Annotated in this window: 13 protein-coding genes; all 13 read right to left on the bottom strand. The window is 72.4% G+C overall.

Features of this window, described 5'->3' with window-relative positions:
* Positions 1-88 precede the first annotated feature (88 nt).
* Positions 89-745 (bottom strand): hypothetical protein, encoded by a 657-nt coding sequence (locus LDL48_RS38765; RefSeq protein WP_225260165.1) that lies wholly within the window; start codon positions 743-745, stop codon positions 89-91.
* A 130-nt stretch (positions 746-875) separates the two neighbouring features.
* The gene (locus tag LDL48_RS38760) at positions 876-2396 is read right to left on the bottom strand and encodes a serine hydrolase domain-containing protein (protein ID WP_225260164.1); all 1521 of its coding nucleotides are present in this window, start codon (positions 2394-2396) and stop codon (positions 876-878) included.
* 22 nt (positions 2397-2418) lie between these two features.
* Complete coding sequence (locus LDL48_RS38755) at positions 2419-2823, bottom strand: SRPBCC family protein (RefSeq protein WP_308016544.1); 405 nt, start codon at positions 2821-2823, stop codon at positions 2419-2421.
* Positions 2824-2879: 56 nt separating this feature from the next.
* Positions 2880-5573: a hypothetical protein gene (locus LDL48_RS38750; RefSeq protein WP_225260163.1), complete on the bottom strand. Its 2694-nt coding sequence runs from the start codon at positions 5571-5573 to the stop codon at positions 2880-2882.
* Between the two features lie 73 nt (positions 5574-5646).
* Positions 5647-7923 (bottom strand): catalase/peroxidase HPI, encoded by a 2277-nt coding sequence (gene katG / locus LDL48_RS38745; RefSeq protein ID WP_225260162.1) that lies wholly within the window; start codon positions 7921-7923, stop codon positions 5647-5649.
* 23 nt (positions 7924-7946) lie between these two features.
* Positions 7947-8375, bottom strand: coding sequence for a Fur family transcriptional regulator (locus LDL48_RS38740; RefSeq protein WP_225260161.1), 429 nt, complete (start codon positions 8373-8375; stop codon positions 7947-7949).
* A gap of 32 nt (positions 8376-8407) precedes the next feature.
* Complete coding sequence (locus LDL48_RS38735; RefSeq protein WP_225260160.1) at positions 8408-8998, bottom strand: GNAT family N-acetyltransferase; 591 nt, start codon at positions 8996-8998, stop codon at positions 8408-8410.
* Positions 8999-9089: 91 nt separating this feature from the next.
* Positions 9090-9767, bottom strand: a complete 678-nt coding sequence (locus LDL48_RS38730) for a lytic polysaccharide monooxygenase auxiliary activity family 9 protein (RefSeq protein WP_225260159.1) — start codon at positions 9765-9767, stop codon at positions 9090-9092.
* A gap of 206 nt (positions 9768-9973) precedes the next feature.
* The gene (locus LDL48_RS44015) at positions 9974-10105 is read right to left on the bottom strand and encodes a hypothetical protein (RefSeq protein WP_255630134.1); all 132 of its coding nucleotides are present in this window, start codon (positions 10103-10105) and stop codon (positions 9974-9976) included.
* A gap of 238 nt (positions 10106-10343) precedes the next feature.
* Positions 10344-11921 (bottom strand): ABC transporter permease, encoded by a 1578-nt coding sequence (locus tag LDL48_RS38725; protein ID WP_225260158.1) that lies wholly within the window; start codon positions 11919-11921, stop codon positions 10344-10346.
* Complete coding sequence (locus LDL48_RS38720) at positions 11918-12838, bottom strand: ABC transporter ATP-binding protein (protein WP_225260157.1); 921 nt, start codon at positions 12836-12838, stop codon at positions 11918-11920. Before LDL48_RS38720 ends, LDL48_RS38725 begins: the two co-directional genes overlap by 4 nt.
* Positions 12839-12910: 72 nt before the next feature.
* Positions 12911-14494 carry a long-chain fatty acid--CoA ligase gene (locus tag LDL48_RS38715; protein ID WP_225260156.1) on the bottom strand — a complete coding sequence of 528 codons (1584 nt, stop codon included), beginning with the start codon at positions 14492-14494 and terminating at the stop codon, positions 12911-12913.
* 73 nt (positions 14495-14567) lie between these two features.
* A complete protein-coding gene (locus tag LDL48_RS38710; protein ID WP_225260155.1) occupies positions 14568-15296 on the bottom strand; it encodes a TetR/AcrR family transcriptional regulator in 729 nt (242 codons plus the stop codon).
* Between the last annotated feature and the right edge of the window lie 125 nt (positions 15297-15421).

Below are 15421 nucleotides of genomic sequence, written 5' to 3'. Positions count from 1 at the left end.
CCTCCCTCCACCCATGTCCCCGTGCGGTTGATCTACACGGTAGGGATCGGGACTCGCGGCGGGCAACGCCTTTACGCCGGCGGCGCGGTCAGGCGGCGCCGCGGTCCACGAAGCTGAACGATCCCTGCACGGCGGCGTCCCCGACCTGCTGCACGTAGAGACTCCGGTCGTCGGCGCTCCACTGCACGAAACCGTGTTTGTCGTTCTTGATGTGGTAGGCCGGGCGACCCTTGTCGTCGGTCTTCCCGGTGTCGCTGATCAGGAAGCGGGTCGTGTCGCTCGGCTCGCACTCGGTCGTCGACAGCGACGCGCGCTCGCCGCCGGTCTTGACCACGGCACAGAACCGGCCCTCGAACTCCACCGGGCGCAACGTCTCGATCAGGTAGGCGTCGCCCTCCGGCACCAGCCGGAACCGGGCGCCGTCGTCCGTTCCTGGGCCGGTGGTGATGGGGCCCTCGTAGCTGGCCGACAGGTCCCGGTCCGCCTCCACCAGGTGGATCAGCACCTGCCGCCGGCCCTGCAGAATCGCCTCGTCCAGGTTCGCGTTCGCGACGTCGGAACCCTGGCCGGCCGGGCGGCTGCTCCGGGTGGCGGACGGCTCCGGCGGCGCGGCGGCGGGACTCGAGCCGGCGGCCTCCGGCGTGTTCCGCGGCTCGGCCGAGGAACATCCGGACTGGGCCAGCAGGGCGGCGAGCGCGGCGGCGGTGGCCAGGACGCGGACGGGCCGCCGGGACGTCTCAGACATGCGGTGTCTCCTCAGGACGGTGGCGGCCGGTACCTACCCCCACGGCCGTGCCGCCATGCGCCTGCCCCGGCGGTGTGTCCGTTCGTGCCCCGCCGCTTGCCCGGGTGCCACCGCCGATCGGTGGTGAGCGTCAGTACGGCAGGGTGTTCAGGCGGAACGGCACCGGCCGGGCCGACCGGGTGCGGGCCTCCGGCGCGGGCCCGTGACGGAACAGCCGCCCGCCGTAACGCAACCAGCGGACCTCGCCGCCGTCGCGCAGGAAGTCGGCCCGGAAGTGGGCGGGCGCGCCGTTCGGTTCGAGCACCAGCACCCAGTCGCGGCGGTAGAACGCGAGCCGCCCGATCTCGTCGCCGTCGAGTCGCATGCTGAGTTGCCCGGCGTCGGCCACCAGGTCGAGCACGATGGCGGCCGTGGAGCCGTCCGGGTTGATCTGCTCCGCGGTGAACGTACCCGTGTAGGGCGCCAGCTCGGCCGCGCCGAGCGCGCGCGGCACCGCCGGCAGGTTGTGCACCCCGGCGAAACGGGACAGCGCCCAGTCGTCGGCGAACAGCTCGGCGGTCAGCGCCGGGCCGGTCTCCGAGTTGGTCAGCACGGTCAGCGCGAAGTCGCGCTGCGGCACCATCAGGAAACCGGAGTGCTGCCCGGTCCAGTCGCCGCCGTGCTGCACCACCTTCGGGCCCTCGGCGGTCGGCCGCAGCATCCAGGTGACCCCGAAGCCGTCGGTCTCCGTGAACAGCGCGCCGCCGGGCCCGGGCCGTGACTGCATCCGGCGCATCGACGCCGGGGTGAGCAGCCGCCCGCCGTCGCCCAGATGGAAGTTCGCCCAGCGCAGCTGGTCCCGGGCGCTGGAGATCAGGCCGCCGGCCGGGTTCAGGCTCCGCCAGATGAAGAACCCCTCGGGGTACGCCACCGGCGCGCCGTCCTCGTCGTACAGATGCGAGGTGGCCACCGGCACGCCCGGCAGTTCGCCCAGCGTGAACGCGCTGTGCCGCAGGCGCAGCGGGTCGAGGACGAGGGACCGCACCGCCTGCTCGTAGGTGTCGCCGGTGACCACCTCGATCAGCCGCCCGGCGAGCCCGATCGCGGCGTTGTTGTACGCCATCACCTGCCCGGGCCGGGTCAGCTGCGGCAGCACGGACATCGCGGCGACGTACTCGGCCAGCGCGCCGTCGCCCTCGCCGGTGTCCAGGAAGAAGTCGCCGAGCCAGCCGGCGCTGTGGTTGAGCGCCTCGCGCACGGTGACCCGGGCGGACGCGGCCGGGTCGGCGGTGCGGAAGTCCGGCAGGTAGCTGCGGACCGTGCGGTGCAGGTCGAGCTGGCCGCGCTCGACCAGCCGCATCACCGTGGTGCCGGCGAACGTCTTGCTGGTGGAGCCGACCCGGAAGACGGTGTCCGCGTCGACCGGCTCCGGATCGTCGACATTCGTCACGCCGAAGCCGCCGGTGTAGTCGGCGCCCCGGTACCGCAGGCCGTACGCCACGCCGGGAATCCGGTAGGCGGCCATGCCGGCCTGGATCTTCTCCTCCAGCTCGCGCACGGCCCGCGGCCTGGTGGCCGCGGACGCCGGCCGGGAACCGACGAGAGCCGCCGCGCCGCCGGCCGCCGCGGCGCCCAGGAGAGTACGCCGGGACAGCATCAGGTTGTTCGCCATCGGCTCATCGTATGCACCGCGGTCAATGCTCCATCCGGCGCTTGAGCCGGACCAGGTCGGCCAGCACCGCGTCGGCGTCGCGGTCGAAGTCCTCGTCGCTCATCGCCGCCTGGCGGCGCAGGCTGAACACGATCTCCGAGCCGGTACCGGAGGCGGTCACCCGCATCGGGTTGTAGAAGTCCTCCCCGGACGGCAGCGTCACGTGGTGGTCGAGGACGCCGAACTCGTTGTGCGGCGCGAACGTCACCACGATCCGGCCCATCGGCGACTCCATCACCCACTGCCCGTCGACCAGGGCGATGGAGGTGCCCAGCCCGGGTGCCCACTCGGGCAGCCGGGCCGGGTCCGACGCGTAGTCGTAGACCTCCTGTGCCGGGCGGTCGATGTACGCACTGAGGTGTCGCGACGGTGAGGTCATCGGGTCCATGGCGGGAAGGTACCAAGGCCGCGGTGACGCCGTCTTGAACGAATCGGCGCCCGGGTTCAGCCGCCGGTGACCACCCCGGTCAGCACCTCGTCCGGCACCGGAGCGTCCGCGTACTCGAGGAAGTGCAGTTCCACCGCCTCGTCCGGTTCGGTCAGCGGGTCGGTGACGGTCGGGACGGTCAGCTCTCCGGTGCCCGCGTCCGGTCCGACGAACACGTACGGCGTCACCCAGGTCTGCGACAGCGGCCGGGACGGCTCGACCGGCTCCCCGGTGTTGTCGGTGAACCAGGCCGGATCGACGTCCGTGGTGGACAGCTCGGTCCCGGCCGCCGGTGGCAGCGCCCTGGTGACCGCGAAGTATCCGGTCTCGGTCGGCGCGGACACCGCGACGGTCCAGGTCAGCGTCCCGCCCTCGGCGACCCGGGCGGTCGCGGACTCCACCGTGACCACCGGATCCGGGTCGTCGTTGCGGACCGCGACGCCGCCGACGTAGTCGCCGATCACGAAGTTCTGCTCCGCCTTGGCGGTCAGCCCGTGCTCCTCCGTGTAGTTCCACACGGTGTCGCCGGTGACCTCGACCGGGACCGGGATGGTGCGCTGGCCCGGCTGGACGGTGGCCAGCCAGGACCGGGTCTCGAACGTGTCGGCGTCGCTCAGGAACAGCCGGACGACGCCGCCGCCGGCCCCGGAGATCTGGACCGGGATCTGGTACTCCGCCAAGCCGGAGTCGCCCTCGGCCACCTCGAGGTTCCCGATGTCCAGCCGGGGCAGGGCGGTCGTGCCCGGGTCCGGGGTGCCCGGCCGCCAGCCCCAGGCGTCGAGCAACCAGGCCCGGCCCGACGCGGTGCGCGGGGTGAGTTCCAGCGCCGTCAGCGGGCCGGTGACGCCGTTGAGCGGGACCCGCACCTCCTGGGCCCAGTGCGAGGTGGTGCGGGCGGTGCCGGGCAGCCCGTCGATCCGGACGTCGCCCAGCCCGGTACGCCGGCCGTCGGCGCCGACGACGCGCACCCCGAACCGGGTGCCGGTGGTGTTCGGCGGGACGATCACGCGCAGCGCCAGGTCGCGGGCGCCGGACACGGCGAACGGGCGGGACGGGGTGAGCCGGACCGGTTGCCCGGCGGCGGACCAGGACAGCTCGGCCGCGTGCCGGCCGGGTTCCGGGACGGCCGAGCGGAACGGCACGAAGTGCGCCTGTCGCGGGTCGGCCTCCCCGCCCAGGCAGGACGCGGTCTCGTCGTCGGTGACCTGGTCGCAGATCCGCGCCCCGCCGGTCACCCGGGTGGACGGGTCCGGGATGAGCGCCGGGGTGCGGCCGGCGCCGAGCGCGTGGCTGAGCACCCGGGCCGGCGCGGCCGACGGCGCGCCGCGGCCGCTGCCGTCGAGCAGCGGGCGGACCCGGTCGTCGCCGCCGACGAACAGCCGGGCGGCGGCCGCGATGTAGGTGGCGCCGACGTTCTGCTGCTGCGCCGCGGTGAGCCGGGTGGCGGCGCCGGGTGAGCACACCGGGTCGGGTACGCCGACGTCCCGGAAGTCGTCGACGGACGGCGCCGCCGACTGTCCCGGCGTCCATTCGGTGTTGAAGTAGTTGTGGTTGGCGCCGACCACGTACAGCGCGCTGTGCAGCGCCCGGCCGCGGCTGACCCCGCGGGTCTCGTCCACCAGCATCTGGCCCTGCAGGTCGGAGACGTCGCCGTCGCAGCCGGGCAGGATCGTGGCCGACGGCACGTCCGGCACCGGGTCCTGGCCGAACGCGGTGGGGCCGATCAGCAGCAGGCCGCGCACCGTCCAGCGCACCTCGCCGTGGTATCCGTCGTGCGCGGCCGGCGGCGGGGTCAGCGAGTCCATGGCGGCCCGGCTCACGCCCTCGCCGCCGCGGGAGTGGCCCATCAGGAACACCCGGGACAGGTCGGCGGGCGGCGCGGCGCGGACCGCGGCGGGTGCGCCGTCGCGCCCGGCGCCGGCCCAGTCCGCCCACGCCGCCAGGTGCAGCCGGACCAGCGAGGAGCGGGCCTGGGCGCCGCCGTCCTCGAGCACGCCGTCCTGCCCGTTCACGCCGTTCGCCGAGATGGACACGGTCAAGTAGCCCTGCGACGCCAGCAGCCGCTGGGCCTGCAGGTAGCCGCGGTGGCTGGGGACCGGTTCGGTGCCGGCCGGACACGGCCACGTCTGCGGGACGTCCTCCTCGCCGCGGAAGCAGATCCAGTGCCGGCCGTGCAGGAACAGGGCGAGCGGGCGCACGCCGGGAGCGTCCCGGGGGGCCACCACGACGGCCCGCATCTCGACCTTCTCCGGGAAGTCGGGCAGGGTGACCGCGGGGAGGTCGTACTCCCCGGTGACCGGCTCATAGGGCCCGGGTACGCCGGGGTCGACGGCGTTCGCGGGCCGCGGCGCCGGGGCCGCGGCGACCGGTCCGGCGCGCCGCTTCGTGCGTGGCTCGGGCCGGTCGATCCGTTCGCCACCGGCCCGCACGGAAAGGCCGTCCGGCCGCACCGCCCCGCGCAGCGGCAGGCTGAACGTGCGGCCGTCGGGGTGCGGGCGGGCCCGGCCCAGCATCCGGTCGCCCGACCAGAACTCCACCGCGGCGTCGCCCATCGGCACCCGCTCGCCCGACCGCCAGGTCAGCTTTCCGTCGGTCACCGACCAGCCGGCGGCGTCCCGGGCCGGTGCCGGGGTGGGCGGCGCGGCCACCGCCGGACCGGCCGCACCCATGATCAGAACAGCGGACAACGCCCCCGCGAGATATCCACGCATGGAACCGTTTCTATCCCACCGGTGCAACCCGGCCGGTCCTCGATGGACCGGCCGGGCCGGGCGCCGGGCCGGATCAGGCCAGGTCAAACCGGTCGAGTTCCATGACCTTGGTCCAGGCCGCCACGAAGTCGGCCACGAACTTGGTGTGCGCGTCCTGGCCGGCGTACACCTCGGCGAGCGCCCGCAGCTGCGAGTTGGAGCCGAAGACCAGGTCGACCGCGGTGGCGGTCCACTTCACCTGGTCGGTGGCCAGGTCCCGGATCTCGTACACGTGCTCGTCGGACTCCGACACCTTCCACCGGGTGCCCGGGGAGAGCAGGTTGGCGAAGAAGTCGTTGCTGAGCACGCCGGGCCGGTCGGTGAGCACGCCGTGCCGGCTGCCGCCGACGTTGGCGCCCAGCGCGCGCAGGCCACCGATCAGGACGGTCATCTGGGGCGCGGTCAGATCCAGCATGTAGGCACGGTCGATGAGCAGCACCTCCGGCTGGGTCTTCTCGCCGGCCCGCAGGTAGTTGCGGAACCCGTCGGCGCGCGGCTCGAGAACCCGGAAGGACTCCACGTCCGTCTGCTCCTGGGAGGCGTCCGTGCGGCCCGGCCGGAACGGCACGGTCACCTCGACGCCGGCGTCCCGGGCGGCCTTCTCGACGGCGGCCGAGCCGGCCAGCACGATCAGGTCGGCCAGCGAGATCTTCGCGCCGCCCGCGTCGTTGAACTCGCGCTGGATGCCCTCGAGCGTCTTCAGCACCGTGGCGAGCTGCTCCGGCTCGTTGACCTCCCAGGAGCGCTGCGGTTCGAGCCGGATCCGCGCGCCGTTGGCGCCGCCGCGCTTGTCGGTGGACCGGAAGCTCGCGGCGGAGGCCCAGGCGGTGGAGATCAGCTGGGCGGTGGACAGCCCGGACCGGAGCACGGTCGCCTTGAGCGCGGCGACGTCGGCGTCGTCCACCAGCTGGTGGTCGACCGCCGGCACCGGGTCCTGCCACAGCTGCGGCTCGGCGACCCACGGCCCCAGGAAGCGGCTGACCGGGCCCATGTCCCGGTGCAGCAGCTTGTACCAGGCCTTGGCGAACGCGAGCGCGAACTCGTCGGGGTTCTCCAGGAAACGACGGGAGATCTTCTCGTACGTCGGATCGAAACGCAGCGACAGGTCGGTGGTGAGCATCGTCGGCTTGTGCTTCTTCGCCGGGTCGTGCGCGTCCGGGATGATCGCCTCGGCGTCCTTGGCGACCCACTGCTTGGCGCCGCCGGGGCTCATCTCGAGCTCCCACTCGTAACCGAAGAGGATCTCGAAGAACCGGTTGCTCCACTGCGTCGGCCGGTCGGTCCAGGTCACCTCGAGGCCGCTGGTGATGGTGTCCTTGCCCTTGCCGCTGCCGTACGTGCTCAGCCAGCCCAGGCCCTGGTTCTCCAGCGCCGCGCCCTCCGGCTCCGGGCCGATGTGGTTGTCCGCGGGTCCGGCGCCGTGGGTCTTGCCGAACGTGTGGCCGCCGGCGATGAGCGCGACGGTCTCCTCGTCGTTCATCGCCATCCGGCCGAACGTCTCCCGGATGAAGTGGGCCGCCGCCCGGAAGTCCCCGCTGCCGCGCGGTCCCTCCGGGTTGACGTAGATCAGGCCCATCTCGGTGGCGCCGACGTTCTCCGCCATCGCGTTGTCGGAGACGTAGCGCTCGTCGCCCAGCCAGGCGTCCTCCGGGCCCCAGAAGATCTCCTCGGGCTCCCAGACGTCCTCGCGGCCGAAGCCGAAGCCGAAGGTCTTGAAGCCCATCGACTCCAGGGCCACGTTGCCGGCCAGCACGAGCAGGTCGGCCCAGGAGATCTGCTGGCCGTACTTCTGCTTGACCGGCCAGAGCAGCCGGCGGGCCTTGTCCAGGTTGGCGTTGTCGGGCCAGCTGTTGAGCGGCGCGAACCGCTGGCCGCCGTCGCCGGCCCCGCCCCGGCCGTCGTGGATGCGGTACGTGCCCGCGGCGTGCCAGCTCATCCGGATCATCAGGCCGCCGTAGTGGCCGAAGTCGGCCGGCCACCAGTCCTGCGAGGTGGTCAGCACCTCGGTGATGTCCCGCTTGAGCGCCTCGACGTCGAGCTTGGCGAACTCCGCCGCGTAGCTGAAGTTCTCGCCCAGCGGGTTGCCCTTGGACGAGTGGGCGTGCAGCACCGACAGGTCGAGCTGGTTGGGCCACCAGTCCCGGTTGGTGTGCGGCCGGCCGCCGGTCTTCGGGGTCGGCGAGTCGATCGCCGGGTTCTCGCTCTCGCTGCCGTGCGCGGTCACCGAGTCGTGCGCGACCGGACAGCCGTCCGCCGCCATCCGGTCCACGCCCTGCGCGCTGGCGCTGACGTTGTCCTGCGTGTCGCTCATCTGGTTCCTTCCGAACTGGCGGATCACTGGGCAGTGCGTGTGGTCAGGCAGTCGGGGCAGGTGCCCCAATACACGACCTCCGCCTCGTCGACCACGAAGCCGTGGTCGTCCGAGGCGGTGAGGCAGGGGGCGTGGCCGACGGCACAGTCGACGTCGGCGATCGCACCGCAGGAGCGGCACACGACGTGATGGTGGTTGTCGCCCACCCGCGACTCGTAGCGGGCGGCCGCGCCGGCCGGCTCGATGCGCCGCACCAGGCCGGTGGTGGTGAGCGCCCGCAGCACGTCGTACACCGCCTGGCGGGATACTTTAGGACAATGCGCCCGAACTAGCGCAATCACCGTGTCGGTGTCGACGTGCGGATGGTCGCGCAGCGCTTCGAGGACCGCCAGTCGGGGCCGGGTCACCCGCAGCGACACCGCGCGCAGCTGGGCCTCGAAGTCGGACGTCACGAGATCAACATAGGCGACTTTTCTGGAACAGATCAAGTTTTGCGGGTCGCGGGTTCCACCGTCCGGGTCACGACCCACCGGTGCTTACCGATCAGGCGGTCCCGGACGAAACCCAGCTTTTCGTACGTCGAGAGTGCGCCGTGATAGAGAAAGCCGGCGGACACCGCGTCCGCGGCCTCCGGATACCCCTCGACGGTGCCGCCGCCCAGACCGGCGATCAGGTCCAGCGCGCCCGCCAGCGCCGCCGTGGCGACGCCCCGGCGCCGGTGCCCCTTGCCCACGAAACAGCAGGCGATCCGCCAGTCGGGTGATCCGGTGCGGCCCTTCTCGTACGCCGCCCGGTTCTTGATCTGGGGCACCTCCCCCGGCGTGCCGAACTGGCACCAGCCCACACAGTCGTCGCCGTCGAAGACCAGCGCGGCGTGGGCCTGTCCCTGCCGCACGCGCTGCTCCTTCGCGGCCCGGTTCCGCGCCGGGTCGTCCCGCGACATCCCCCCGTGGAATCCCATGCACCAACAGCCGCCGAAGACGCCGTTGTGGCGTTCCACCAGCGCCGCGAAGGCGGCCCAGGTCGAGCCGTCCAGAGCCGCCACCCGGTACGGCGAAGCACCCGCGATCCGCACTGCACCCTCCCGGCGCCCCCGAAGGCAAAGATCCGGCCCAGGACGATGGCGTCCCGGGCCGGATCAGTGAAGCAGGTGCGGATGTTACCGATCAACTGAAGGTGACGTCACTGCACCACATGTAGGCCTGGTCGAGGTGCGAGGCCTGCCAGATGATGAACACGATGTGCTGTCCGGTGTATCCGGAGGTCGAGACGTTGAACGAGATGCTCTGGGCCGGTGCGTACCGCCCGGTGGTGGCGACCAGGTCGAGGTTCCCCCACCCGAGGCGCTGGGTGGTCGGGTTGAACCCGTTCTTGCTCACGTACACCCGGAAGTAGTCCGCGCCGTGGCTGGCCTGGTCCTGCAGACGGACGGTGAAGTTGTTGCTGATCGGCGTCGTCTTCCAGGCACCCGGGGTGTTCAGGCTGTTGTTCCGGGAGAGGCCGTTGCTGCACAGCTGGCCGTCCGGGGTACGGGCCTGGAACTGGGCACCGAGGCCGTCCCGCAGCGCGCTCATCCAGTTCCACATGGTGTCAGGGTTGGCCTGGAAGGCCTGGTAACACATGGGGTCCTGCTGCTGCATGGCCGGGTTGGTGTGGTTGTTTCCCCAGGCCTGCCAGCACTGGTAGGCGCGGGTGGCCGGGCTGACGACGGTGCCGTGTGCCAGTGCCGTGCCGGGCACGGTCATGATGCCGGCCAGCAAGGCGACCAGCAGGACCAGCGCGCGGACGGGCTGGCGGAAGGCGGACCGGGATCGCCGGGTGGATTGATCGAACTGTGAACGCATGAACATCCTCCGTTCATCGGCGGCGAGGAGCGGCATGGGAGCGCTTCCAAAGTATTACATCGAGTATTATAAATATCAACAATCGCGTTGTTAGAGTGCGTGTGTGCCGAGTTGGCCGGAGTCGTGCCGGTGCCTTCGGTGCCGGTGCCTTCCGGTCGCCGCCGAGCGGGCCCTGCGCCGTGGTGAGTGCCCGGCGTCCGAGGGCCCTACATCTGATCGACGGCGAGCGCCGCGACGGCCCCGGCGAAGGCGAAGCCCTGCAGGGACAGCCGGAACCACCACCGCGGAAACGCTCTGGGCCGGTACCGGCACCTCACCCCCAGGTACCACGCCGTCATGTGCGACACCAGTCATGACCCTTGAGGTAGGGAAGCGGATTCTGCCCCCGTCGCGGCAGGATCTGGAGCGGCTTCTCCGCCGTGCCGGGTGGCGGTGGCGGCTTCGCCGGCCCGGCGGCCGCGTCCATGACGAACCTGGTCACCCGCACGACACGGGCGGGGCGCCGGCCCGTTCGCCGTCCGGAGTGCGGCATCGGCCGCTTCACGTCTCCATGGTGGAACGGGCGTCGCGTTCCGGTCAGTAGCCGATGTCGCGGCGGCGCAGACCGGCATAACCGGTGACCAGCGCCCCCGCCGCCAGCACCAGGATCACGATCAGGGGGGTCAGGGCGAGATCCGCCAGCGGCACCTGCGGGGTGTGCGCGAACGGCGACGCCCGTTGCACCCAGCCCGGCAGGTCGAACGAGTCGGCGAACAGCGTGACGACCGAGCAGTACCCGACGGCCACCCACCCCAGCGCGGCGGACGGCCGGGGTGCCCAGCCCAGCGCCAGCACCACCACGGCGACGAGCAGCCAGACCGCCGGCAGGTGGGCCAGCGCGACACCGGCCAGTCGCGGGACCTGGCCGGCGTCCGCGATGGTCAGGCCGTACGCGGCGCCCTCGCCGAGGCCGAACGCGAGCAGCACCAGGGCGCTGCCGGCCAGGGTCACGCTGAGGTTGCCGGCCAGCCAGGTCAGCCGGCTGGTCGCGGTGGCCAGGACCGGTTCGGCCCGGCCGGACGTCTCCTCGGTGCGGATCCGCAGGGCGCTGGAGACGCCGTAGGCCGCCACGATCAGGGCCGCGGTGCCGACGGTCAGCGCGAGGTACGCGTCGACGATGTCCGCCGCGCCGCCGGGCAGGAACTCGGCCACCTCGGGGTTGTCCGCGACGTACTGCTCGATGGTCTCGCCGATCGACCCGTACGCGACGCCGAGCAGGACCAGCCCGACGGCCCACCCGAGCAGGCTGCCGCGTTGCAGGCGCCAGGCGAGCGCGTAGGCGTTGCGCAGCGACCGGCCGGCCGCCGCCGGGCCGGGCCGGGCCGGCACCAGCCCGGCGCCGAAGTCGCGGCGCCGCAGCAGGGCCGCCGCCACGGCCACCAGCAGGGCGGACGCCACCAGCGGGAACAGCAGCGGCCACCACCGGTCGCCGGTGTAGGGGAACGTGCGCTGGCCCCAGCCGATGGGCGACGCCCAGGACAGGGCACCGCTGCCCACGTCGCCGGCGGCCCGCAGCACGAACGCGGCGCCGAGGAGCAGCGCGACGGCACCGTACACCGCCCGGCTGTTCTCGAAGATCTGGACCGCGACCGCGGTGAGCGCGGCGAACAGGACGCCCACCGCGGTGATCGCGGCACCGAACAGCAGCGACCCGCCGACCGGCAGGCCGGTGCCGGCGGCCACCACGGCGATCAGCGTGCCGGCGGCGACGTCGGCCAGGCCGGCCAGCGCGAGGGCGGCGGCCAGCGGGGCGTGCCGGCCGACCCGGGCGGAGCGGATCAGTTCGGCACGCCCGGTCTCCTCCTCGGCGCGGGTGTGCCGGCCGACCAGGAACATGCTCATCAGCGCGACCACGACCGCCACGAACGCGAAGATCTCGAACACGACCTCGCCGCCGATCGAGTCCAGCAGCCGGGTCGGGCCGCTCATCGCGATCACCGCGGTGTTGCTGCCGATCGTCTGGCGCAGCTTGGCCAGTTCGTCGGGCGTGCCGTAGAGGTTCTGGCTCTGGGTCGACTGCACCAGCACGAGCAGGGTGGCGCCGAGCAGCCACCACGGCAGGCCGAAGCGTTCCCGGCGGAGCAGGAACCGCAGCAGGCCCGGCGCTCCGGTCATGCCGGCACCTGCGCGTCGGCCACGTGGTCGTCGCCGTAGTGGCGCAGGAACAGTTCCTCCAGGGTGGGCGGCGTGCTGGTCAGGCTGCGTACCCCCAGCGGCGCGAGCCGGCGCACCACGGTGTCGAGTTGGGCGCTGTCGACGTCGAAGCGGGCGTGGTGGTCCTCGACCACCACGTCGTGCACGCCGGGCAGCGCGTCCAGGCCGGTCAGCGGCTGCGCCGTCTCCACCGCGATCGAGGTCCGGGTCAGGTGCCGCAGCTCGGTCAGCGTGCCCGACTCCACGGTGCGGCCCAGCCGGATGATGCTCACCCGGTCGCACAGCGCCTCGATCTCGGCCAGGATGTGGCTGGACAGCAGCACCGTGCGGCCCTGCTGTTTCACCTCCCGGATGCACTGCTGGAACACCGACTCCATCAGCGGGTCCAGGCCCGAGGTGGGCTCGTCGAGCAGCAGCAGTTCGGCGTCCGAGGCCAGCCCGGCGATCAGCGCGACCTTCTGCCGGTTGCCCTTGGAGTAGGTGCGGGCCTTCTTGCGCGGGTCCAGGTCGAAGCGCTCCAGCAGCTCGTCGCGGCGGCGCCGGTCGAGCCCGCCGCGCATCCGGCCGAGCAGGTCGATCACCTCCCCGCCGGTGAGCGACGGCCAGAGCGTGACGTCGCCGGGCACGTACGCCAGGCGGCGGTGCAGGGCGACGGCGTCGCGCCACGGATCGCCGCCCAGCATCCGCGCCTGACCGGAGTCGGGACGGAGCAGGCCGAGCAGTACCCGGATGGTGGTGGTCTTCCCGCTGCCGTTCGGCCCCAGGAAGCCGTGCACCTCGCCGGTCGCCACGCTCAGATCCAGCCCGTCGAGCGCCGTGGCGCCGCCGAACGACTTGCGCAACGCGGTGATCGAGATCGCCTGGGACGACGTCGCCATGCCAGCTCCTCTGTGGAGGGAGATCCACGGTGGATGGTACGACACCCGCGCTCACCGTCGGGGACGGGTCGGCTACCGTTCGTCGCGGCCCGCGGCGAGCGCCCGCAGCGCGGTCTTGGAGAACTTGCCGGTCGCGGTCTTCGGGATCTCGGGCAGGATCCAGATCTGCTCCGGAATCCACCAGGAGGCGACCCGGCCGGCCAGGTGGTCACGCAGGTCCTGGTCGTCGAGGGTACGGCCGGGCGCCGGCACCACGCAGGCGAGCGGGCGCTCCCCCCAGCGGTCGTCGGCCACGGCGATGACGGCGGCCTCGTGGACGTCCGGGTGGGCCATGATCTCGTTCTCCAGGGCGACCGAGGAGATCCATTCCCCGCCGGACTTCACCAGATCCTTGGTGCGGTCGACGATCCGCAGGTAGCCGTACTGGTCGAGGGTGCCGACGTCGCCGGTGCGCAGCCATCCGTCGGGGGTGAACGAGGACTTGCCGGGGTCGGCACCGAAGTAGCCGGCGGCGATGGTCGGGCCGGCGGCCTGCAGTTCACCGATCCCGGTGCCGTCGTCGTCGGCGATCCGGATCTCGGCCAGCGGGAGCGGCGGCCCGGGCGTGCCGAGCAGGGTGCGGCGGGCGTCCGCGTCGAGGTCGTCGTGCGCGGTGGCGAGGCGCGAGCAGGTGACGACCGGGCTGGTCTCGGTCATCCCCCAGGCGTTGGTCAGCGGGATGCCGGCCTTCTCCTGCCAGGATCGGGAGAGGGCGTCCGGCACCGCGCTGCCACCACAGACGATCATCCGCAGGCTGGCCAGGTCGGCGTCGCCGAGCAGCGGCTCCATGCCACGCCAGATGGTCGGGACCGCGGCGGAGAAGGTGACCCGGTGCCGGGCCATCCGGCCGAGCAGCGCCTCCGGCGTCATGGCCGGTCCGGGCAGCACCAGGTCGGCGCCGGCCAGCATCGCGGCGTACGGCAGGCCCCACGCGTTGACGTGGAACATCGGCACGATCGGCATGACCACGTCGCGTTCGCTGATGGCGAAGTTGTCCACGCCCAGCAGCATCAGCGCGTGCAGCACGATCGACCGGTGGCTGTAGAGCACGCCCTTGGGGCGGCCGGTGGTGCCGGAGGTGTAGCAGAGGCTGGCGGCGTCCCGCTCGTCGACGACCGCGGGTGGCGCCGGTTCGGTCACGCGGCCGAGGAGTTCCTCGTAGCCGACGACGCGCGGGTCGGACGGCAGTTCCTCGGCGCCGCCGTCGTCCATCACCACGACCCGGCGGACCGTGCCGAAGTCGTCGATCAGCGGCCACACCCGCGGGAGCAGCGACCGGTCGACGAACAGCACGTCGTCGGCCGCGTCCGTGACGATGTGCACGAGTTCCTCGGCGTACAGCCGGTGGTTGAGGGTGTGCAGCACGCGGCCGCTGCTCGGCACCGCGAGATACAGCTCCACGTGCCGCTGCGAGTTCCAGCCGAACGTGCCGACCCGGGCCTGCGGCGGGATCTCCAGCAGGTCGAGCGCCGCGGCGAGCCGGCGGGCCCGCGCGACCACCTGCTGCCAGGTGGCCACGACCTCGCCGCCCACGGTGGCGGTGACCACCCGTTTGTGACCGAACAGCTGCTCGACCCGCCGCATCACGGCGGCCACGTCGAGGGGCCGGTCTTGCATCAGACCCTGCATCGGACCTCCCGCGCCGGTGATCTGAGAACTAAGCGCATAGTCAGCGCCCGTCGTCAAGCTGTCAAGCGCGGGCCCGCGGCCGGCCACCCGGACGCCCGGCCGGCGCCGGCACGGCCCGCTCGGCGCGCGGCGTGTTCGTCACCATCCGCAACGCCAGTTCGGCGTAGAACTCACCGAGCTGTTCCGGGGTGTCGCTGCCGTCCAGGCGGTACCACCGGGCCAGGTCGATGCTGAGCGAGAGGATTCCGCGGACCGCCCGCTTGATGTCGATCGGCGCGAAGGTGCCGTCGGCGATGCCGCGGGCCACGGTGTCCCGGAACACCTCGTTGGTCCGGTGCCGCAGTTCCAGGATCTCGTCGTGGTGCTCGGTGGTCAGCCCGCCCAGTTCGTACTGGCAGACCCGGGCCGCCACGTGGTGCCGGGCGTGCCACGCCGTGTACCGGGCGACGATCCTGGACAACCGCTCCGCGGAGTCCTCGGCCTGCTCGATCGCCGGGTCCCGGACGCAGTCCAGGGCGCGCTCGTGGCCGGCCCGGGCGATCTCGTAGAGCACGAGTTCCTTCGAGGGGAAGTGCACGTAGAGCGCCGCCGGGCTCAGCCCCACGCCGGCCGAGATGTCCCGCGTCGTGGTGGCGTGGAAGCCGTTGGCCGCGAAGCAGCGCACCGCCGAGGTGAGCAGACTGCGGGTGACCTCGCCGAGCCCGGAGTCCCAGAGGTCCGGCGAGTCGTCCTGCAGCCTGGGGTCGTCCTCCAGGTCCTGGAGTGTGAAGCGGGCCTGCCGCTTGGCCATGGCTGGACCTCCCCCTCGGCTGGTTAGCCGTCGATCCTAGCTGCGCGGACGGAAGTCCTTGACAGCCCTGATCAGATGCGGTGACTATGCGCTTAGTCACAACACCTTAGCAACATCCTGGACGG

Source organism: Jidongwangia harbinensis (assembly GCF_020216025.1).
Classification (GTDB): Bacteria; Actinomycetota; Actinomycetes; order Mycobacteriales; family Micromonosporaceae; genus Actinoplanes; species Actinoplanes harbinensis.
The sequence above is the reverse complement of the archived record's forward strand: the minus strand, read 5'-3'. Positions and strand labels throughout refer to the sequence as shown.